14 protein-coding genes and 1 pseudogene are annotated in these 23,121 nt (G+C 35.3%); 2 read left to right on the top strand and 13 right to left on the bottom strand.

Translation table 11 applies throughout. From position 1 onward, the window contains the following. Positions 1 to 15: 15 nt before the first annotated feature. The 8 genes and pseudogenes from speB to AC59HZ_RS28020 all read right to left on the bottom strand — a co-directional run bounded on the left by speB (position 16) and on the right by AC59HZ_RS28020 (position 13,615). Entirely contained in the window at positions 16 to 1,008 is a 993-nt protein-coding gene (gene speB, locus AC59HZ_RS28055) for an agmatinase (RefSeq protein WP_496549054.1), read from the bottom strand. 98 nt (positions 1,009 to 1,106) lie between these two features. Then, the gene (locus AC59HZ_RS28050; protein WP_496549053.1) at positions 1,107 to 2,471 is read right to left on the bottom strand and encodes a sigma-54 interaction domain-containing protein; all 1,365 of its coding nucleotides are present in this window, start codon (positions 2,469 to 2,471) and stop codon (positions 1,107 to 1,109) included. Positions 2,472 to 2,998: 527 nt separating this feature from the next. Further along, entirely contained in the window at positions 2,999 to 3,259 is a 261-nt protein-coding gene (locus AC59HZ_RS28045) for a hypothetical protein (RefSeq protein ID WP_496549052.1), read from the bottom strand. A gap of 137 nt (positions 3,260 to 3,396) precedes the next feature. After that, the gene (locus tag AC59HZ_RS28040; protein WP_496549051.1) at positions 3,397 to 3,825 is read right to left on the bottom strand and encodes a hypothetical protein; all 429 of its coding nucleotides are present in this window, start codon (positions 3,823 to 3,825) and stop codon (positions 3,397 to 3,399) included. Between the two features lie 517 nt (positions 3,826 to 4,342). Further along, the gene (locus AC59HZ_RS28035; protein WP_496549050.1) at positions 4,343 to 5,551 is read right to left on the bottom strand and encodes an SEC-C metal-binding domain-containing protein; all 1,209 of its coding nucleotides are present in this window, start codon (positions 5,549 to 5,551) and stop codon (positions 4,343 to 4,345) included. Between the two features lie 298 nt (positions 5,552 to 5,849). Continuing rightward, positions 5,850 to 7,535, bottom strand: coding sequence for a TerD family protein (locus AC59HZ_RS28030; protein WP_496549049.1), 1,686 nt, complete (start codon positions 7,533 to 7,535; stop codon positions 5,850 to 5,852). A 247-nt stretch (positions 7,536 to 7,782) separates the two neighbouring features. Further along, a complete protein-coding gene (locus AC59HZ_RS28025; RefSeq protein WP_496549048.1) occupies positions 7,783 to 11,538 on the bottom strand; it encodes a PDDEXK-like endonuclease domain-containing protein in 3,756 nt (1,251 codons plus the stop codon). A gap of 166 nt (positions 11,539 to 11,704) precedes the next feature. Next, positions 11,705 to 13,615 (bottom strand): annotated as a pseudogene (locus tag AC59HZ_RS28020) (3'-5' exonuclease). A gap of 223 nt (positions 13,616 to 13,838) precedes the next feature. Between AC59HZ_RS28020 and AC59HZ_RS28015 the strand changes: the two are divergent. Further along, complete coding sequence (locus tag AC59HZ_RS28015; protein ID WP_496549047.1) at positions 13,839 to 14,222, top strand: ABC transporter ATP-binding protein; 384 nt, start codon at positions 13,839 to 13,841, stop codon at positions 14,220 to 14,222. A gap of 258 nt (positions 14,223 to 14,480) precedes the next feature. Here the strand turns inward: AC59HZ_RS28015 and AC59HZ_RS28010 are convergent, their stop codons facing one another. The 5 genes from AC59HZ_RS28010 to AC59HZ_RS27990 all read right to left on the bottom strand — a co-directional run bounded on the left by AC59HZ_RS28010 (position 14,481) and on the right by AC59HZ_RS27990 (position 20,933). Then, on the bottom strand, positions 14,481 to 15,503 hold the full coding sequence (locus AC59HZ_RS28010) for an McrC family protein (RefSeq protein WP_496549046.1): 1,023 nt from the start codon (positions 15,501 to 15,503) through the stop codon (positions 14,481 to 14,483). Beyond that, positions 15,504 to 17,984 (bottom strand): AAA family ATPase, encoded by a 2,481-nt coding sequence (locus AC59HZ_RS28005; RefSeq protein ID WP_496549045.1) that lies wholly within the window; start codon positions 17,982 to 17,984, stop codon positions 15,504 to 15,506. Positions 17,985 to 18,087: 103 nt separating this feature from the next. After that, positions 18,088 to 18,885 carry a hypothetical protein gene (locus AC59HZ_RS28000; protein WP_496549044.1) on the bottom strand — a complete coding sequence of 266 codons (798 nt, stop codon included), beginning with the start codon at positions 18,883 to 18,885 and terminating at the stop codon, positions 18,088 to 18,090. A gap of 144 nt (positions 18,886 to 19,029) precedes the next feature. Beyond that, complete coding sequence (locus AC59HZ_RS27995) at positions 19,030 to 19,686, bottom strand: DUF4145 domain-containing protein (RefSeq protein ID WP_496549043.1); 657 nt, start codon at positions 19,684 to 19,686, stop codon at positions 19,030 to 19,032. A gap of 551 nt (positions 19,687 to 20,237) precedes the next feature. After that, a complete protein-coding gene (locus AC59HZ_RS27990) occupies positions 20,238 to 20,933 on the bottom strand; it encodes a hypothetical protein (RefSeq protein ID WP_496549042.1) in 696 nt (231 codons plus the stop codon). A gap of 833 nt (positions 20,934 to 21,766) precedes the next feature. Here AC59HZ_RS27990 and AC59HZ_RS27985 point away from each other — a divergent pair. Next, positions 21,767 to 23,095: an ABC transporter substrate-binding protein gene (locus AC59HZ_RS27985; RefSeq protein WP_496549041.1), complete on the top strand. Its 1,329-nt coding sequence runs from the start codon at positions 21,767 to 21,769 to the stop codon at positions 23,093 to 23,095. Positions 23,096 to 23,121 lie beyond the last annotated feature (26 nt).

Genomic DNA, 23,121 nt, shown 5'->3' with positions numbered 1-23,121 from the left:
TTTTCTTGATTTATCCTAGGAGTGAACTTCCTTCTTATGCAAATTGCGATCCTCAGCGTTCTCTTTTTCCTTTAAAACAAAGCTCAGTAAATCTAATGCTAACCGGGCACCTACTTGACCTGTCATGCCTGCCGGATCATATGGGGGTGCTACCTCTACCAAATCAAAGCCAATCACCTTCCCTCTTTTTGCAATTCCTTCTAGCAATTCATTTACTTCATCATAAATAAATCCTCCTGGTGAAGGTGTCCCTGTTGCCGGTGCCACGGATGGATCCAGTCCGTCAATATCTAAAGTAATATAGTATTTTTCTCCCTCTGGTAGCATTTCGATCACATTTTCTATTCCCATTTTTCTGATTTGCCTAGGTGATAAAATCACACTGCCGTATTCTCGGGCAGCATCGACATCTTCCTTAAGACTGCTGCTGATTCCACGAATCCCAAATTGGAATATCCTCTGAACATGGTCCATTTCGGATAACCGGCGGATGCAGCTGCCGTGTCCATAACGCTGACCTGAACGATGATCCGCCCAGTCCAAATGGGCATCGATTTGAATGACGTGAAAAGGTCCCAATTCCTCTAATGCTTTTCCAACTGGTATGGTAATGGAGTGATCGCCGCCTAACACAACCGGCATGGCTCCTTTTGAGACAATTTTTCGTACCGCCGCTTCCGTATTTTCATGACACTGCATGAGATCCCCATGGACCATGTCCACATCGCCGCAATCGACAACCTTCCATTTAGGTCCCAAATACATAATGTCTTTTTCAATATCATAGGCCCCATTTAAGCCAAAGCTGTAAAGGGTAGAACCTTCCCGTATCCCCCTTGGTCCCATTCTTGCTCCAGACTTCCATTGGGTGCCCATATCATTTGGAACTCCAATGACAGCTACATCCGCATTTAATTGATCCAAATCTGGACAGACAGGATATTTTCCGAACGTACAGATTCCCGTAAAAGGTAGATTTAAAAATTGTTTTTCATCTTGATTTGACATAAAACTGCCTCCTTTTAAATTTCTTATTATTGGAGGTTGCAATTTTCATGCCAGCGTTGATAGAAAGGGAATAAGATAAATGCATTAGTCAAAATTGACTACCTGGTTTCAACATATTTTTGTATTTTCCGGTTCGCAGTGGATTGGCTGATGCCCAATTTTTCGGCCAGTTTAATGCTGCTGGGATATTTTTGATACATTCGCACGATATATTCCTTTTCAAGGGTTTCTATGTAATCGTCTAAAGGGATTTCTTGGTTTGCAACGATGGAGGATTTTTGTTTCGTTTCCTCATCTGATTCGAGGTCGATTTCGTTACCACTTGTGGTGATAATCTGCTTTTCAATATAGTTTCGTAACTCTCTGACGTTACCTGGCCATTGCTGCTGGCTTAGCCAGGCGGCCATTGTTGGGGTAAAATATTTGTCTAAACCGTATTTACGATTCAGCTGCTCGGTAATCTCGTAAATAAGTGGAATGATTTCTTCCCTTCGCTCCCTTAGCGGAGGAATGTCTATTTTTACGACATTAATTCGGTAATAGAGATCTTCTCTAAATTTCCTTTCTTTGATCAGGGTTTCTAATTGTTGATTGGTGGCACAAATAATTCTGCAGTTCACTTCTATTTCTTTGGTTCCGCCAATTCTCATAAAGGAGTGATTTTGCAAAACCGACAGTAATTTCACTTGAAGATTCATAGGCAGTTCTCCGATTTCATCGAGAAAAAGGGTTCCCTTTCCGGCGGATTCAAAATATCCCTTCTTCCCGCCTTTTTTAGAACCGGTAAAGGCTCCTTCCTCGTATCCAAAAAGCTCTGACTCAAATAAAGATTCAGGTATCGCCCCACAGTTCACTTCAATAAAGGGCTCAACTTTTCTTGAAGACATTTGATGAATCGTATGGGCAATATGGTTCTTCCCTGCGCCTGACTCCCCCTCAAGTAAGACTGTAACGTTTATATTGGCTACTTTTGAAGCAATATCGAAAACTTTTGCCATCTTTTCATTCCCATTTAAGAATGGGCTGGCAGCCTGTTTTCGTAGTTTTTCATTTTCCTCTTGATAGAGCTGTAATGCCTTTGCGACCTGGTCATTTTCTTTTTTTAAATACTCGAATTCCGTTACATCCCTTGAAACACTCATGGCGCCCATTAATAGGCCTGATGAATCAAAAATGGGGTATCCGGAGATGATGAGTTTTTGATTACGGACGGTTTCTTGAATAAGTGTATCTTTCTTTTTGGTTCTTAACACATTGGCAATGACAGAAGGTGAAAAAAGCCCTTGTTTTTCAAGGTCGAAAAGGTTGTGATCGACGATTTGCTCACGGGGAATGCCAAATACTTGTTCAGTGGACTGGCTTGTATATAAAACCTTTCCGGCTGCATCCGCAATAAAGATTTCATCAAAAGAATGCTCTAAAATGTGTTTTAATAGAATCGTATCATTCTCGCTTAAATTCATTTTTATCACCTAGTCATTTTTGACCTAATGATATTCAAAAATGACTAAAAATTCAATATTTTTAAAAATATTTTGGTGGAGGATTTTTCAATTATGTATCGAATATCAACACGGGGTTTGGATGATCATTTTAAATGACCGCATTTGGAGAACCATAAATAAGGATTTTTTATATAAAAAGAGCCTACATATGATGGTAGACTCTTTTTAAGCACTAATTAATCTCTTCCAATGGAAATGGTAAGCACCTTTTCAACCTGGGATTCCTATTAATCTTGGACAATATTGCTCAATTTCAAACGATTTCTATGATATAGTGTTTAGAAATCATAGTTAGTTCGTATTTCCATATTTTCAAAGTCGATGATAAGCTTATTCGCCAGAAAAAAATCACTGCCTATGATCCAGCGAATCCATGCATTTCTCTAACATCACCGAGCTGTATAGAAAAATCAAAAATTTTTTTTTCATTCCATTGTATTCGATATGAACAGAAACTAGTGGCAATTGGTCCTCCATAACAAATTTCATACTCTTCTTCGCACTCCTATATACGGCTGCTCAATTACCTTTATTTCCTCATTATTTGTGTGAAAAATATATAATTCACGACTTTGATTTTCCGCATGAAGTTTTTTATATACTTTCCATGCAGCATTGCCGCTTTCAAAGTCATCGATAACTGACATTTCTTCAATGACTCTTTCTTTACCCATTATTTCTGATTTTAATGCTTCTACTAAGACACAACGTTCTGGAAAATGCTGACATACTTCAGACCATTTCATTTACATGCGCCTCCGGTTCAATAAGATGAAAAATAACTTACCACTCATTTGATAAATTGTATCATAAATTTCTTTATTCTAGCAGCGTCCGACCCTACTTCCGCTTCCTTAAAATCAATTACATTATTGATATTACTCTATATATAATCATATCCATATTTTTCGACATATTCCTCAAATGATAAATGAAAATAATCAGGAACATTACCCAACAAAATTTTAAATTCACCATTCTGATAAGAAACTAGGTAACTCTTCTCTTGATCCACATCAACTTCATAAAATTTCCCTTTAAAGTTTTCAAATTGTTCATCGGTTAATGGACTCATTAATCGATTACTACAGAAGGTTCCATCCTTCATTTGCAAAAATAATTTTCCATACCCCTTTCTTTTTTCCTCCTCAAAATAAGAAGTATTATTTTCTCTATCATATTTTGCTTCGCGATCAATTTTACAACCACAGCATTGGCAGATGATATAACCTGCTCCAGTTTTATAATAATGATCTTCAATGGCAATTCTTCCACAATCGGGGCAAGACACTGGGCGAAAAAAAGATGCCATAATTTATACCTCCTCAAAAAATGAAAGCAATGATGTTTTAGTTATTGTCTGAACGAAAAGATACACCTTCCCTTCGAGAAATTTATAGGTAAAGTCTGATAGACATAGAAGACTGCAGTAAAAATAGGAACTAAGTTAGAAAAATGAATGAAAGTGAGAGCAAAAATATATCTTAGTGAAAGAATTTATGGTAGGAATTAGAAGAATAATTATGGTGGGAATTCATAAAAAAGGAGAAATATTTACCATAAACAATTATAGCATTTTTTAAATAAAAATTATTGCTGACCCAAATCGTTTTCACAAATTTGTTAAAAGTTGTGATGGTCAAGTATAAAAAAACAATATAGCCAGCCATCCAAAAAGTCCGTTTCAGTACTTTTTGGACAGCCACTTACAATTTTAATAAAAGTATAAAATATATTTTCCCAAACTTAAATTTGTTCAAATATTTTACCGTATCTTCGATATCAAACTCATTTGCTGTATGCATTTTAAGGTACTAAATCTATCATCGTTACTTCCGTCCACAACACATTTTATATTTTTTTCCACTTCCACAAGTGCAAGGCTCATTTCTGCCGATTTTCTTTTTTGTATTAAATTCAACTATATTCGTTTTACCGCCTGGTAAAGGATGTAATGATTTCCGCTCCTCTACAGCTAACTCTTCAGGTGTAAATCCTTTTAGGAACCATTGTCGAGTACTATTCATGAGGTTCACCGCTTTATCCATGCAAGTACGAACCTCATCAATGTTTTCGAATTCAAATCTACTTGACAGAAATTGCAGAATATTATTTGGACTTTCGCCAATGTTAGTCGCGTACACACATTCTTCCACAATACCATCAGCATCTTTCCTGCTGATTTTATAGTTTTTAGTTAAATAAACTACAAATTGAAGATAGCTATCGGTTCGATCAACATAACCAGGTTCACCGGCTCTGAGCAGCTGTTCTTTAGAAAATGGAAAATATTCTAGATTCTTTCTGATTTGGTGTTCAAGTATTACTTTTTCAGAATCAAACACTCTTACATTCGAAAAACTTCCATGACTCATTCGGATTTGAGAATAGTAGGAAATAGCATGTTCTATCACGGGAAAATACTCTGAATAGTCGATAGGTTCATTCGTATATTTTTCCAACAAAGCAACTAAATCTTGAATCTCTAATGATCCGTAAAAATATAAAAGACCTTGTGTAAGCTTAATCCATTCAGTATTTCGACGGCAAATTGACTTGATTTTCTTGTCATTCACTTGAAAAAGAGGATTCTTTAGGATTTCTTCAGGCATTGCCAAAATCTTTTTGCCTTCAAACATTCCTGTAAAAATATAACCGCTGGTACGAAAATAATCTAATTGATGTGTTTCTAATTTAGGTGCTGCGATGTATCCGCCATTTCGGATCATTTCATTCATAAGGTTGTAACGGTCCAGATCCATATTTATGCAGATTTTTTCAATCAAAGCTGGAATCTTCAAGCTAAGTAATTCAACTAATTCTCCCTTTTTCAAATGGCTGGCGCCTTTTATATCAAAACGTTTCCTAATCGCACCTAATTCATCTTTTGAAAATCTTGTGAGAGCTTCTTTTATGGTTATTGGAACAGATATGTTACTCCAGGTTTTTAAATGTTTCTTCTGTTCTATATTTCTCCTCGTTTCTTTTAAACCTTGTAAAACATTTAGTAAAGCATTTTCCACTTTTTTATTTGTCAAACCAACCCACCTCGAAAAATTGATAAGATTAACCCTTCTGCTGCTACGTTCTTTCTTTCAGTGAAATTATATCAGAATAAAGCTGGGATTTTAAAAAGAAAATACCTAGCATTCCATCTATGATTACGGCCAGAGGAATTTACCACTTCTGCCAACTTTTGTATCACTCACTGCTTCACCCGAAAAGGCGGCAAACTACGCTGCCTTATTGAAGTCAAAAAAATAAGGGGAAAACAAAAAGGGCAACTCCAAGGATGCCCTTTGACCTGTTCTGTTGGTTGCACTTTGAATTGATAGATTACTGGTGAAGTAATTGAATAAATTCTTCTTCATATAAAATTCTAATCGTTTTTCCCTTATTAATCAGTTCATTAGCTTTTCTTTCCTTTGTGCTTAAACCACTATCTCCAACTAAAGACTTGTCTTGAATACCGACGATTAGAAAATCGGTTTTACTGCTTACCCCACTCTTAATAGTTCCTCCAGAGTTCACTACCTGCTGCATGGCTTCTTTACGTTCTAATGAATTTAATTCACCTGTAAATACAATATTTCTTTGAAAAAAAGGATGGTTGGTACTGATCGTTTCAACCGTTACCGCTATATCTGAAATGGCAACCCTATTACTCTTAAATTTATTTTTTCTCAATTCAGTTTGCGGCTTCAATTCCTCAAATCGCCGGACATAAATTCCAAATAGACTTACATAAGTTTGAAGGTTGTTCCTCTTCATCGTTTTCATACAAGCAATCACTAACTCCGCACATGCTCTAGCATCTGATGCTGCATTATGGTGATTTGTAATTTCAAGATCAAAATAAGCCAAGCGTTCCTTTAAAGAATTACCTATACCATTTCCGCCGCAAACTCCTGTACTTAATGGAATACTACAAATGTAGTTAAAATCAGGATGGGTCAAAGAGTACTCCGTTAAACAAGAATGCAATACACTCATATCAAATTGTGCATTATGTGCAATAATTGTAGTACCTTCAAAATATTCCTTGATTTCGTCCCATATTCCGTCAAATCGTTTTGCATTCCTGACATCTTCAGCGGTCATTCCATGAATTCTAGTATTAGCCGAATCAAATTCTAAATTTGGTGGTTGAATTAAATAATATTTTTCATCAACTATTGTATGGTCTTTTACAAAAACCATCCCTAAAGAACAGGCACTGCTCATTTTGTTATTCGCTGTCTCAAAATCAATGGCTATAAAATCGACACTACTTGGGTCAAAATTTTCTTCTGTTTTTGTCATGCCTGTTAAACTGTCTTCGCTCCGTTTTAACTGGACATGATCGGCTGAAGACCTTGCTATATCTACCTCAGCTTCCTGATTACCTCGTTCCTGAACAATCTCAAATTTCTCTTTGGGTGGACTAGAACTTAATTCCGTCTGATTAGGAGATATTGATTCCTGTTGTTCTACAACATCCACTCCAAAAACACGGCATAATTCTTCAAGACCACCATAAAAGCCAGCCCCGACTGCTTGGAATTTCCATTCATCCGAATATCGATAGACGGCACCTAGCTCAATGGCCGTCTCCTTTGTAAATGAATAATCAATTGGAAAAACGGCTAAATCTTCCTGGTTATAACAGTTTGCAATTCTTAATTGGATAGCAGAAACATCTTTAAAGGTTTGTCCATTTTGTTGGGATTCATAAATCGTAAGAGTAAATGAGATTTTATTTACATCGGCAGGAACTTTTAATAAATCAATCATAAAATGCTGTTTTTCAATTGTCGAAATGGATTCCTCCAAACAAACGGAACCATTAGAGGATATCGGCTGTCCATAAAAAACAAAGTCTTCCTCTCGAATTATTTTCTCATCCGCCCCAACCATGAAAGCAGAAACATCTATATCGTAATTACTCGGGGCTTTCCAATCCAAGCCAATATGTAACAAATTTAACTCTGGATTGTTTTTTGTTAAATCTATTTTCTGTCCTTTTACTAGGGATATGACCAATTCTACCACTCCTTTTCTTATACTAAGAAAATATGAAGATAATAGTTTATTTTACTTTATTTTTATATTAATCTTATTACAATTTATGACTTTTTTCCTACTTTAGCAATAAGCAACTTTTTCCTCATATTTATTTTCTTGTACCGTTACAATTAGATTCACAAAATGGTTAACATAATAAAATTATTGTTAAATAGAATTTAGAATATAGAAAAAGTGCCAGTCTATTAAAGGACTGACACCATTTTTATTTAACAACCTTTTCCCGAACCATTTCACTCTTAACCAATTCTTTCACCTTCTGATCAATTCTCTCGATTTCAGAAGCTGAGTTTCTCCACCAGTTTCGACTCCAGATACGTTCTATCGTCCAACCCCTGCTTTCGAGGAAACGCTGACGATAGACATCTCTTTCCTTAGCATTTGCGGAGCTATGATACATGGCTCCATCACATTCGATTCCCAATATATAGCGTGAGGAATCATGCGGATGAACAATGGCCATATCAATTCGGTAACCTGACATTCCAACTTGAGTTGTAACCTCGTACCCAATATTTCTTAGTTGACGATACACTTGTTCTTCAAATGGAGAGTCAAAATGCAATTCTTTATCCTGTATATGCGTATTTACATTTTCATTTACTTCTTGTACAACCGCGGTTATCTGATCAATTTGAGAGGTTGAAACCGCTCGTACATATTTGAGATAGGCTTTTAGTAATTTCGGCCCCATTTGCGAAGTGTTAGCTACATTCAATTCTTCTGGTTCAATACTCGAAACAACAATGATTCCTTCCTTTGCCCTTGTAACTGCAACGTTTAGACGGTTTTCTCCGCCTTTTTGATTGAGCATCCCGAAGCGATTATAAACCTTGCCTTCTTCGTTTTTCGCATACGTAATAGAGAAGATGATAATATCCCTTTCATCTCCTTGCACATTTTCAATGTTTTTTACAAAGACCCTTTCATCAAGATCTCGGGTTAACATTTGGTTGTAGACGGCGCTAAATTCCTGATCTTCACTCATTAGTTTGTCAATTTGATCCTGTATTTTTGATTGCTGCTTTGAGTTAAAGGTAATAATTCCCATCGTTTTCCCAGGCTGATTTATTAATATATCTTTTAGAATATTTACAACTTCTATTGCTTCCACTTCATTAGACTGATTAATCCATCTGCCATTGACTTTTTTCCATAGGATCGCAGGTGGTTTCTTAAAAGGAATGACATTAGGAGCAATTTGAATGTGACCGTTGTAGAAGGCATGATTCGAATAATTGATTAATTCTTCGTATTTGGACCGATAGTGCCATTGAAGAAGTTTCTCAGGGAATCTTCTTTTAGCCAAATTTAACAGGCTTATCGAATCATCTGTATCAAATTCTTCCTCCTCATCTTCGTCGTTAATAAAGGAGGCTTGAAATAAATTATAAGGTGGCAGCTGTTTCTCATCCCCAGCAATAATTACTTGTTTGGCCCGATAAACTGATGGAATACCACTTTCCACAGTACACTGCGAGGCTTCATCAAAAATAACTAAATCAAATAACCCTTCTTGTAATGGAAAAATAGAAGAAGCGATTTCAGGTGATACAAGCCATACTGGTAAAATATCTACGAGACCATTTCCGGCGAATTCATTTACTAACCTTCTAAGCGGCCAAACTTGTCTTTTCTTACCAACTTGGTGCTTCAACTCTCTGATATTTCTTGAATGGTTGGTATGAACAGCTTCCACTTTTTTAGTTAGTTTATGAATGAGAAACTGAGTTCCAACCTTTCTTCTTTCCTCTATAAGCCCTGTAAATGATTCTCTTATTCGGGAAAATTCATTGGTAGAAATTTTCTGGACCTGTGGATTTCTTTTTTCCGTTTGGTCAATCCAATGGACATAGACAGAGTTTTTAAATAATTCGACCCAATAATCAGAAAGAGTTAATTCATTCTTATCTGTTTTCTCTTGAAGTAGAAGAATTACTTTCTTTTCAATCTCGCTGCAATTATTCCAAAAAACATCCATTTGCTGTAGCTCTTCGAAATCACGATGAATGTATTCCACCATCTTATCTAAATCATGTAAGGGTATATCCCCTTCTGATATTCTCGTTTTCAGACTGTCCACTTTTGAATTATTGAGAAATTTCTTTAACTTTTCTACTTCAGAAGCCATTTCTTTTGTCACTTTACCCAATTGATGCATAATTACTAAAGATTTCTTAATCTTAAGCCATTCAGAGGAGCTAGTCCCCTTAAATTTTTCACCATTAAGTAATTCCTCAATGATGTTTTTACCTGAAACAGTGGTCCACCACCAAAGTCTTAAACCTTGTAAAGTTTTTTTTGTACCATCCTCTAAATCGGGATAAATCTTGTCTAACTTGTTTTGGATTAGCCATGTGTATCCTGGAGTAATTTTTTCATGGTCCAATGAGTCAATGTATTCTACAGCTTGTTTCGCATTATCAATGACACCATCTAATAACTCAATGGCTTGCAGCTTTTCTTTCATATTAAAATTAGCGAATGATTTTCGTTCTTTTAATGGAAAATCTTCTTCACCAAAACGATCAAACCATTCCCCAAAGGTATACACTTTTTCTAATATATCCTCTAATACATCTTTATTTAATTTGGACAGAACCTCATGTAGATCCAGGATTTGAGCTGTTTCAACAATCGGCTTAGCTAAACTATATAAATCATATAATCTTAAACCAAAGTCTTGGTATGTGTATAAGGCAGAAGCGATACTGTTTAATAATTCTTCTTGAGAAGATAATTTTTTCGATACAGATGATAGGGTGTTAGAAGCATTTTCAAAGGAAACTTGATTTTGCTCCAAAACAGCTCCTATTTTCGGATAAAGATTTTTTCTGTCATTTTTTTCATCATGTACAAGTGCAACATGATTACTTAATCCTAAGCCATCAAGACGTTGGTAAACAACGTCAAGTGCTGCTCGTTTTTGACAAACAACGAGAATTTTTTTCTCTTGTTGGAGTGCGTCGGTAATAAGATTTACAATAACTTGAGACTTCCCTGTACCAGGCGGTCCATGAACAACCAATCCTTTTTTATTACGCGCATCCTTAATAATTTCTTCTTGGGACCCATCTGCTTGTAAAAGGTTTAATATGTCAGTTTCCTTAGATGGATTCGTTTTTTCATAATCGCCGTTTTCAGTTTCATATTCCGTATCCTTGGGTTCAATTAGTTCACCTGCTAGGGCTAAATCACTTTCTTCTGAGAGCGCAATAAGTTCCTCATAATCTTTTACTAATGATGATCCCCCTTGTGGGAAGTTTCCGATGATTGCATACTCTAACAACGTTAAATTTGCAACTTCTGGTATTTCCTCTTTCCTGTATTCTTTTAGCTTTGTAATACCTTGTGGCGTAAAGGATACATTCATTTCATGATTCTTTAAAAAGGTTAGCCATTCTTCGTAATTGTTGTGGGTTGCGATTTCAGCAGCTTGTTCAAAAAATTCTTCAGTAAAAGTAAGATTATTTAGTTTTTTAAAAGCTAAGAACAATGTTCGGTTGATTTGAGGATCACCTTCATCTAATTTGATCACCCATTTTTGGGAATTTACATTGTTCTTATCCAATCTAAGTGGGTATAGAAATAAAGGCGCCTGAAAAAACGTGCCATCTGACAACGTTCCAGATAAAAACGGATAACCCAGGTAAAAATCATGGATCCCTGTTTCATCTTCGATCCCTTTAATATTTCTATATAAATCAGTAAGTTTTTTAGCAAGATTCATGGAACGTTCACTGCTGGTCGTAGGTTTTAGAAGGATCACTTCATTTTTGGATTGACTAATAATTTGTTCCACGATAGCCGCGCTTGCTTTATCTTTCGATAACATGGATAAGCTATCCAGATCTGTTAAATCAAAGCTCCACTTATTATATAGCTTTAGAAGCCTGATGGAGCGATTTCGACGACTGATGTCATTCAGTTTATCCCTCATATGTATTAATTTTTCTTTCATTTGCAGGACCTCTTTCCATAAAGCACCTTTATATATAACGATTCCTCAATTATTGATTCCGCATATAGGTAATATTCTACTTATTTTTTCCTAATAGTACTAACAAAAGTTTTTTAAACCAAAGCCCGGCAAAAAAGCCTACAATATTATTATAGACTTTCATTTTTCAATAATTTATCTTTTCTATCCTTTTTCTGTTTCGATTTTTCTCAATTAATAATTGATCAAGATACTCCGTAAACTCCGATACCCCTGAATAGGACAAGCAAAGATATTCCTTCGCCCTGGTCATCCCTATGTATAAAAGTGACACTTCCCGCTCTTTATCCTCTTCCAATGGAAACGGCATGGAATCGACATTTACAATAAATACCGCTCTGAAATCCAAGCCCTTACTGCTGTCGATTGTACTGATTTTAACTTTACCATCCTCTTTCGCAAAAGAGCGCTTTGAAACATCATTTTCTGTAATCCAAAAGTATGGCAGCCCTACTTCAGTTAATGCCTTCTTAATAATATCGATAATCGGATATTTATGTGTCCGCTTGACCCTATAAAGGATTAACATTTCATCCAAAGGAACCTTTCTTTCTTCATGCAGCTTTTATATTTGTCTTGAGACAAGTCTCATCTCGTCAAAAAAATTAGCTGCCTTCACAATCCCCGGTTCCGGACCTTTTCTCTTTGTGCTTTGCGGGGCAATAATATCTCCTTCAAGCTCGCGGTTCACTACTTTATTTTTAAACAGGGAATGCTTGCGATAGAAATCCCAGGCAAACTTGACGATTTGCTGCGTATTTCGGTAATTAATCGACAGCACTTTAGATCTTCCTTGAAAGCTTAAACCGGTATCCTGCAAGTATGAACGTTTTCGTTTATAAATGGTCTGAGCTCTGTCCTCTACTAATAAAAGGGACTGCGTATCACCATTAATCAGTAAACTTACAAGACGAAGCAAATCAGCCCCAAAATCCTGACCCTCATCAATCAAAACGGCATCATAGGTTGGTAGAATAGCTTCCTTCTTCTCGATTTTCTCAATGAAATCCGGAAGCTGCTGTTCCCTAATCTTTAAATCATTCTTTAACCAAGCATGAAAATTTCGCACGAGAATGTTCTGATTTTGCACATCTTTTTTATTCGGATCAAAATCGAATAAATCCTCTGGTTCATTCAGCATATGATTAATCATTTGTTGAATAGCATTGGCAAGGGAAATGTTGTAGCATAGGATGAGAATTTTCCAATCAGGATTCTGTTTTGACAGCATCTTCGCTCTGCTCGCCAAAATAATCGTTTTCCCGCTTCCTGCTACCCCGCGTATTAAACGGTTCTTATCGCCAATTTGTTTGGCCAAATTCTCCTGGTGAAGATCCATCGTCTTGATGTCATGAAGCGATAACAATAGCTGATCTTGATAAGGAACAGGTGGTTTAAATTCAGCACTGATCCGAACTTCAGGAAATAAATGATAACGAATGGCATTAATGTCCTCTATCGAAAGCGGCTCCTTTAAACGGAAAGGAACGACAAACATATTCAAGATTTTCTCCATAAGGACCTCTTCAGAAAATTCCTCTTTATCTGGATCAATCTCATCCCTAGTTAAACAAAAATTCGGATCAATTACTGTGTATAGTCCATCTTTTATAAAATCCTTATTATATAAGCGGGTAAATACCACACCATGACCATAGGGGAATTTTAATTTTAATTTATATTTCCCATCTACTTCGATGAGGTTTATATCTTTTTTCAAAACATCGACAATATGGAACATATAGTCTCTTGCCTGCTTCAATGGGCTAGATACTATTGTTTGTTCACCTGAAGTAGCTACTATATGCCATTCATCATGATTAATTTGCAAAAGTGTGTTTCTAGTATAATCCTTTACTTCCAAAACCAATAAACCTAGGTCCGGTCCAATAATGACGAAATCAGGCTTTCTCCCTTGAATCTCAGGCTCAAAGTAGACAATATAATCATCTGGCAGAAAGTTTTTTAGCGTTCGAAAAAATAATCGTTCTCCAGTTGTGGCAGATGATCGAATCGTTTCAGGAATCGTAATGGCCATAACAACCGCTCCAAAATTTGCATTTTTCTCCATTATACAATAATTAGGAACATTATCCTAAATAATTACTATAATTATCCTGGAAAAACAGCATTTTTCTACAAATTTAACAACAAAATCCTCTGAAAGTATTGTTTTTTTGCAAGATTGTTTAAATAATAGAATTGAAGTAATTATTTCCATACATAGAAAATAATGAAAATATGAAAGAGATGTGAAAAATATGTTGAAGGGAATCCTTGATAAATTATTTAATTCCAATCAAAAACCGCCTCAGCCAGAGATAAAGTCCATTAGTCAAGCTGAGGTAGAGGCGTTGGTGGAGGCAAGGCTTAGAGAGCATGCAGCCACGATTGAACAATCAGTGGTTGAAAAAGTAAACTCGGCCGTTCAGGCATCGGATCAAGAGGACTATACATTAACACCAAAGCAAATTGAATTTGCTCTCTCTTTAATTGATAAAGTAAAAAATGGGTATGAGCTTGCAGTGGATCCTACCACATTGACGGTGAAAGATTTGAATAAGCTAATTGCTTACAACAAATTTAAAAATAAAGGGATACTTGTAAACCTAGCTAAGAAGGGTGTATTGCGGAAAAATAGCTAGTTTAAAAAAAAAAATAAATTCAAAGATTCATTAACTTAAAGAGACCCCTATTCATTGAGGAATTGGGGTCTAATCTGTAAGAAAAAAGTATTTTTACGCAAACTAATGTAGTTTTTACTTCTATACTATGATACATAAAAATCTAAAATCAGATTGTTGAGCCATAAAAATAGAGGAGTTACTCCATGACAGTTTATACTTTCCCTTTAATAGAATCGGTTTTTCCCTTTCATTAGTAGTGTCTGAAGAGGCCTCCTTCTAAAGAACACCCATCAATTTCCGATAAATATCCTTCCACGAATCATCCAAATTCAATGACAATACTTCCATTGTCATTCGTTCATCCCAGTAATAGGTTTCATCCACTTCTACCCCATTAAACGGATAAATTAAAATGCCCCTCAGGCTCAAATCTTTTGGCTGGTGCATGAGGTAGGTGAACAGTTGATACATATTATGGCTATGAAAGGATGTTTTCCCGAAGTTTTCTTGAAAAATGTTTTTGTAAAACTTCGCGTCCATGACAATTTTCTGCTTCCCATTATTGTGTGTTAACGATACATCCGTTTTCATCAATGGCAATAATGATGGATTCCCATCCAGTTTCCACCTAAACGACTCGGATGCAACCTGATAATCCTGCTGCTCTATCCGGTAAAAGTGGAACAGGAATTTCTCGAAAATTTGATTTAAAGATGTCTCATCAAGCTCTGCATTAAATAAACTCCAGTTACCGTGCTTATGGGATAATAGGGTTAATTCATGCAATAATCTAGCGATATGAATCATCCGTTTATAATGAACGTCGTGCCTGCCAAAGTAAATTTTTGAAAAAATGGCTTTGGTGAGCGGCGGTGCATTTACTTCATCCACATAATCCAGATACTTAAAGCTGCGTTTCCTTGTTTCTTTATTTACAAATCGGTTATTACAAATCATGTTTAACGTGCTTTTCATAATTTGATTCAATAGAATATCAGCTGAATATTGATCTTTCTCGCAAACCACGATGGGCTGTCTGGCAGCAATGAATGGCATAGAATCATTCATCATCACTCGTCCCCCGAGGTGATTGGTGGATTCCCTTCTTACCACATAATTTCTTATTAGCCCCCGTCGATTTAAGGCTTGGACTTCCTGCAAAAATTGATTAGCGATAAAGTCATAGGTAATCAAATCTTCATCCACATCATTCAAGCTTTCAACCAAATCCGGCATTTCATTCAAATAACTTAACAGACAGAATAAGTTTCGGATTGGGACTTTAAACGACGATTCCATCTAGATCCCCTCAATCAATGACTGCACGATTTCCGGGCGGTCGAAGAAGTATTCCTCTAATAAAGGGATGATTTCAAAGTTAAGTATATTTTCATACCACAAAGTCTCATCCAGATTGTCTGGCTTTGCCGTGAAAAACGAGTGTCCTATAGAATAACCGCTTCCTAACTGGTAATCTTCGTTTATGACTTTATTCATCTTTTCCACCGCAAATAAAATCCGGTTCACCAATTGATCGGATACACCTGATTCTTGAAGAGTATTACGCCATTTCTCATTAAATACAGGCGAAAGCGTAACAAACGCAAAGCGACGGCGAAGGGCAACTTCTAACTGCGCTAACGAGCGGTCAGCTGTATTCATGGTGCCAATCAAATACACATTACTTGGAACCGTAAATTTCTTTTTGGAATAACCCATTGTTACAAATTCATCGCGTTTATCCCGCTCAATAAGCATAAACAGTTCGCCAAAAATCTTGGACAAGTTCCCACGATTTATCTCATCAATGATGAAATAAAAATCCTGTTCCGGATTTTTTAAAGCGCGATCGCAAAAATCAAAGAAAATACCATTTTGCAATAAAAATCCTTGTTCATTTGGTCTATACCCCATCACAAAGTCTTCGTAAGCATAGTTTTGATGGAACTGAACCATTTCAACCCGATTTGGGTCCTTGACACCCATTAAGGAATAGGCAAGCCTCTTCGAAACAAAGGTTTTCCCAACGCCCGGAGGTCCCTGAAATATTAAATTCTTTTTGTACTGTAAGAGGTTCAATATCGTATCGTATTGTTTTTCATCCATAAATACTTCTTTTAAGAAATCTTCTTTTGTGTAGCTTTCTAATTGATTCTCTTCGTCATGGACAGCTGCAATGGCTTCTTTTAGATTTGGTTTTAGCCGCCAAAGAAAATGGTGGTTTTCCAGTACTCGTTTGGCCAGATAAACAACAGGGGAATTAAAAGATGAAAAATGTTTGTCTAATGCAGCAGCCAATTGTGTAGCTGTTGCCTCCCCGCCTAATTCGTACATTTTATAAAGATACACTAAATCACTTTCATAAAAAATCTTACGATCTTGAAGGAGATTAATCCATGTTTCAGTACTAATTTCCTGTCCCGTTGGATTTGGATCTATGTTATATTTGACTTCTATAGGACTCTGTTCTCTATACCGATTGAAAACTTCAGCCATTTTTTGATGAAATTCTTCATAGGTAAAAGATTCGATATTAGCATTACTTGCAATATCATTCTGTCCTTTCTTAGGATGCTGATCCCCATAATACAAACCATAACGAATTCCCATTTCATCGATTGACACAAAAAATTGTGGTGCTATTTGATGCTTTTCATATCCTTCCTCATAAACTGCCAGCCAGCACTCGGATCGCCCAAAGTTTTGATTCCAATTGAAGCCGTTTAACACTTTATCCTTTACAAAGTTTTTTACTTTAAATTCATCCATATGGCGAATGGCTGTATGAATTTTCCTCAGCTCTTCCTGAACCTTTTGCTTTTTATCAGCATAATACAGCTGGAAAAGAATCGTAAAATTATTCCAGGCTTGCAGGATGTTCGTTTCGTATTTCACTTTCACTTGATCTTTAATCTCTTCCAATTCGACAAGATTAATAGATCCAGAATTAAGGATTTTATCAAGAACCATAAATTTAATGAGATTAATTTTCTCACTGTTTCGATAATATTCTCGAAGTAAGTGTAAATGCTGTTGGTCCATTGTTGTAAGAAGATCGAGTAATCCTTCAGGGTGTTTCATGAACACACTTAATTCAACAGCCATTTGATACAAATATTCAACAGCACTTTCCACCATGATTTGATCATACTGTGTACTGCAGAAAAAGAAATCCTGAATATCTAAAATCGTTAACTCAGGATAAGTTGGTTTAAAGTGTTCCAATGCAATCTCAACTAGATTCAAAAACGCTTCATAATTGCTGCCAACTGACCCTAGTTTCATCTCAATCCCATACGATTTCTTGATATCTGTAAACACTTCTTGTTTATATATCGGGTATTTCGTATAGTCATAAGCAGCGTATAAGTAACCGAATAATGGAGCTCCCAATGAAATATCAGGGTTAAAGTCTTTTGCTTTTGCCCTAAAGGATTCAATCCTCTCTTCAATGGATAATGTAGAAGAATGAAACAGCTGATTAAGAAGCTCCGCCACTTCCTCTGAACGCGCCTCTGCGTACTTTACCAGATCACCTGTATTGCTCCAATGAACAAAGCTTCCGGCTGCCGGGTTTTCTTTTTGGATTTTCTTTACGGTTTCAACTACGTTATGCCGACTGATTTCCTGTCCATTCATAGAACTGTTTAATCCTGAAAGGATTTCTTTTTTATAGAATTCGTCGTAAAGTGCTGTCTCCTTAAATTTTAAGTATCTTTGAAATGAAATATCTATGTATGAATCTTTTAGTAAATGTTTCTTATAAAGTTCACGAATCATTTGTTACTCTCCTTACATGAATGTATTACTTTTTGTTACAAATGCAAACGATTAAAGCTTTTACTAAATACACATTTTAAAGGAATTTAATAAAATAATATTTTTATCTTAGATATGTTCTTATGGCAATTTGGACTAGTTGGACGAGTAACAGGAAACGATTTTCAATTTCAATTTCAACTTTGTGTATTTCACTATCTAACTGTGTATGCCCTATTTGATTACTTAACCAAGTATAAATTGTTTCTTTGATTGGGTTTCCACTTTTATCTTTAAGTATAGTGCTACCTTTATCATCTGCTGCATTCCAATAATATGCTTGAGATCTTATAAAATTATCAACTTTCTCTTGGCCTCTTCCCGTTTCAACCCCATGATTTTCAATAATTTCACTTAAGAGACTATACATAGCTATAAAATTCCCTACTTTGTTTTGTGAAAAAATAATACTTCTGTATATCACTGCTTGGGGATTCGTAGCTAAAAACTTTATATAATTCTCGTCTTTTAGACTAGCGATTAGATCCTTTTTATGGGTATCAGTCAGTTGCGAATTTTTTACATTAACCAATCTTAAGGAAGCTCTTTTTACCATCCAATCTTTGCCAAATTCTCTCACATGGATTATAAGTAATTGAGTAAAAGATGCTCCAAACTTATCAGCAAAAATGTTAATAACATTTGTCACTAATTCTTTAGTGTTTTGCTCTGCTTTTTCCTTTGTATCTGACTTATAATCTAGACACTCAAAGTGGACTTTGTCTTTCAAATGACCTTCAACGCTAGTAAAATTAATCTTCAAATCGATTGATGTTTTCTCATCTTTGATTTCAATTGCTTCATTAGAAAAAACACCTTCCACTTCAGCTTCAAAATGTATTTCCCATTTCCAATTATGCATAACTAGCTTCCCTCCAACATTAGTTTCAATATATAGTATTTTCATATTCTATGAAAAATAAACATAACAGTATGTGTAGTTTAGTATTTTTTACATATAATTGCGCTTATACGCATAAACAGCCTAGAGGAGGCTGCTAAAAAATTAATTATTCTTTTTCATTCTTTTTTCCTTAAGCCATCTTAATTCTTCAACTTTATCCTGTAATTCGTATATGTTTTCTAATGTGTGTTCAATAATTTTTATTGCAATTAATAATTCTTCTTTTGTTGGTATTTTTATTTCATGTAAAGCTTTATTCCCAAGTAAACGATGTTCATGTAAAATATCCGCATGTTGTTTTGTTAAAAAGCCCTTGTCAAATAGACTATTTATTTTTTTTTCAATAGTTCCCTCACTTAATCCAAGGTTATTACATGTAGCTTCAATGATTGCCCTAAGGCATGCTGTACTTGAGAAGTACAATTTATTATTATATGTCTTAATAGATTCTGTGTATAAATTCCGGATTTGTCTTGGAATTAAGTGAAATTGTTGGTGAATTAAATACTCTTCTTCTCGTTCTGGATAATATTTTATATATTCATGTGCCATCCCTGTTTCATAATCTATATCTTCACTGTTTATCCATCTTTCAAAAAACGATACTTGCTCACAGCCCAAACATTCAATTATTTTCCAAGATCCCTCGGCATAATCAATTTGCATTTTAGGAGTATTTTCTGGAGTATATTCTTTTTTGATTTCAAATAATATTTTATGATTATTTTGTTGTTTACATCTATTACAATAATGTTTCATCCTAAACCTTCCTTAATCGGTTAATTTATTATATATAGTTAAATTATACCAATAATCGAATATATTTTTAAGAGTCGTTTCCATAAATTTCATTTAGATACACAAATTAATAAAAAATACACACTCTTAGTTTCCTAAAATGTATAATTAAAACAAATCCTAAAGTTGATGGTTGATTGGGCGCTAGAAGTTCAGTGGCATTGTCAGCCATCTATATGGTCAAAAAGTATTCAAAGTTAGTTCGGATGGGGAAATAATTTTATACCATACAAATTTTGGCGAAGAAGGACGCGAAGAATTAATTAAATTAAATTTCCTTTAAATTCTTAAGTATCTTCGGTCAACATCTTACTGCTCAAACAAAAAGCTGTTAAAAGTATCTAACAGCTTTTTGATATTCCATTCGACCCGCTAGCAAGTATGTACTTTAAGCTTTATTAAAGCAATTGTGTGAAAATAAAATCCTGTTGCGCCCTCTCTTCAACAAAAAACCGTTAGTCCCTTCTAACGGTTTTTCTCTAACATTTATTAATGATTCTCATTATTTTATGTTATTTTGGCTGACGATTTCTTTTAGCCAAATTCTTAAACATGCTCCAAAATTGTTTAAGAATAACAACAAAACTTCCTAATGCTATTCCAAAGGTAAATGAAGAATACCATTTATTCTTGCCCTGACCAAAATAAAATGAAATTGCAAATGCCACTCCCATAACAACAAGTGCAACAATGTCATAGGTGGTAAAAGCTGGGGCTCTATATTTTTCAATTTCTTTTACATCGACTATTCTACTATTAACTTTTATACCCTGTTCATTTTTGGTTGATAATATTTTTAAAGTAAATTCATCTCCTTTATTTAGTAGGAGCGGTTTAACACTTAGTAAACTAAAATAGGACATTTCTTTATCCAATTTTACTGTCAAATTGTTAGGCAGTTTTTCTTTTACCTCCGCTTGAAGTAGTTCACCTTCCAAATGAATATCTATATCACCTGTAAAGTCTTCCTCCCTTATCGGAATTTTACCACTGTTAATTATTCTCAAAAGGACTAAATAAATATCACTAGTAATCTCTTTATCTTCAATAAAAATTTTAAGTTTATCTCTAAACTCTTGATTTTCTGCTAACAAAGTAGAAGATGATACCTCATAGCTTAATTCTTTTTTATTACGTGAAATCAAATAAATTACTATTGGTACTATTATGGTTGCTAATAATGTTATAAATCCGATAATATTTGCCATTTTTTTAACCAGAACCTCACTAACATTTTTTTATTCACATAGAATATTATATCAAAATCACTATAAAGTTAGTTAATATTTCCAATGTAATTTCCAAATTAGTAAAAAATGTTCATGTAAAGTGTTTTACAACCACTACATAATATTTATGCAACATAAACTTTGCAAACTTGTCCCCTACACCTTAACAAAAACCGTTAGTCACAGCTAACGGTTTTTGACAACTATCATGCATCAAATAATATTGACAGCCAGAAAATGGCATCCACTTTATTGGGGTGCAGTTCATGATTTTTTGAGGGCGTTTTTTGCAATTTCGTTCGATTTTTAGCTTATTTTGTGTAAACGCTATGGTCAGAATTATCGTCCAACTAAATGGCTATTTTCGAATGTTATCTATTTACTATTTCCACTAGTATCTTTTGAGTATTTGAGCTTTATATAAATACTTTTTGTTTTCCTGCCTCTATTGCACATTAGCAAAAAGGCAAAAACTAAAAGCCAATAGAATGTGAGTAATCGAAGAGTTTTAAATAATTTTAGCTATTTTTATAATATCTTTACCTATTTTTATAATATTTTTACATAATTAAGAATATTTAGAATAATTTGTTGATTTTTAAAATTGTATTTAATATTATTGAAATAATTTATGTAAGGGTTGTCATTGTTGTGTAATCTTTATGGGTATTCAGACATCAATGATAGCCTGATTAATTTTGTTCCATGGATTGAGGTGATTAGAAACTATCAATTTTAAGTAGGTTATAACATCTCATGCAATCAGGTGGGACAAGGTAACGACAATATTTTGCGCTATTAGGGGGATTTAGATGAGAAGTAGGAAAAAGTATGTTGCATTATTTTTCTCCATTTGCCTATTACTTTCTATTGTTGTAGGTTGCAGCCAGGGATCAAGTACGGAGTCGAATGGCAATGGGAAAGATTCGGATGGAAAGGTTACCTTAAAAATGATTGAAAGCCTTTCAAGCCCGTCAAGAACGGCATTGCTCAACGAGTTAATCGACAAGTTTGAAGCTGCGAATCCGAATATCAAAGTAGAATTGATCTCCCCACCTTTTAATGGTGCTGACCAAAAAATCACCCAAATGCTTATGGCTAAAGAGGCGCTGGATGTTGTGGAAGTCCGCGAATTTAATGCCAAACAATTTGCTATGAATGGTTTCATCGAGAATTTGAAGCCTTACACAGAGAAATGGAAAAACTACGATTCCTTGAACGTTATTGCCAAAAAGCGGGCCAATTGGGTGGATAATACTCCGTACTACATCCCTAACGGATTGTATGAGCGTGTCTTATTTTACCGTACCGATTGGTTTAAGGAAGCAGGACTAGAAGTACCCAAAACATGGGACGAATTCTATGAAGCAGCAAAGAAATTAACAGACCCAGCTAAGAATCGCTATGGATATAGTTTTCGTGGAGGTCCGACTGGATGGGATTACGCTCTAATTACGATGTGGGCTTACAATGGTAAAGAGGTTAATCCAGATAATGCCTTTTACTTAAAGAATGGTAAGACTTTATTCTCCTCACCTGAATCGTTGGAAGCGTTAAATTTTTATAAGAAGGTTTATAAGGAAGTTTCTCCTCCAGATTCGATCAACTGGGGCTACCCAGAAATGGTGCAAGGATTTGTTTCAGGGAGCACCGCGATGTTGATCCAGGATGCGGAAGTCATTGATGCCGCGAAGGAAAAGCTGCAGGATGGAACATGGGCAACGGCACCTCTACCGATTGGACCATCTGGTGTAGCCCAGCAAGTAGTCAGCGGGCCTGGCTGGGGGATGGCCGCCTACTCTAAACATAAAAAAGAAGCATGGAAGCTTATTGAGTTTCTCAGTGATCCGGAACAGAGCAATGATTATACAAAAAGGAGTTCTGTCATTCCAGTTCATCAGAATGCTTTTGATGATGAATTTTATAAAACAGGTTATTTTAAACCGTACGGAGATATGAACGCACAACCGGATATATTCCTCGACGTGACAAGACCAATCGATTTCAAGGGATGGGGTGCATGGCAGTCAGCCGCTGACCAAGATCTTCAAGCCTTCTTATCCGGAAATACATCGGCTAAAGATCTCTTGAAAAAATGGGATGAATATTGGACTAAAGAAAAAGCGGAAAACAAAAAGTAGTTTGGCAATGGAAATGGATAGCGAAA

This window comes from Neobacillus sp. DZ-9, assembly GCF_059587065.1.
This window is presented reverse-complemented; position numbering and strand designations above follow the sequence as displayed.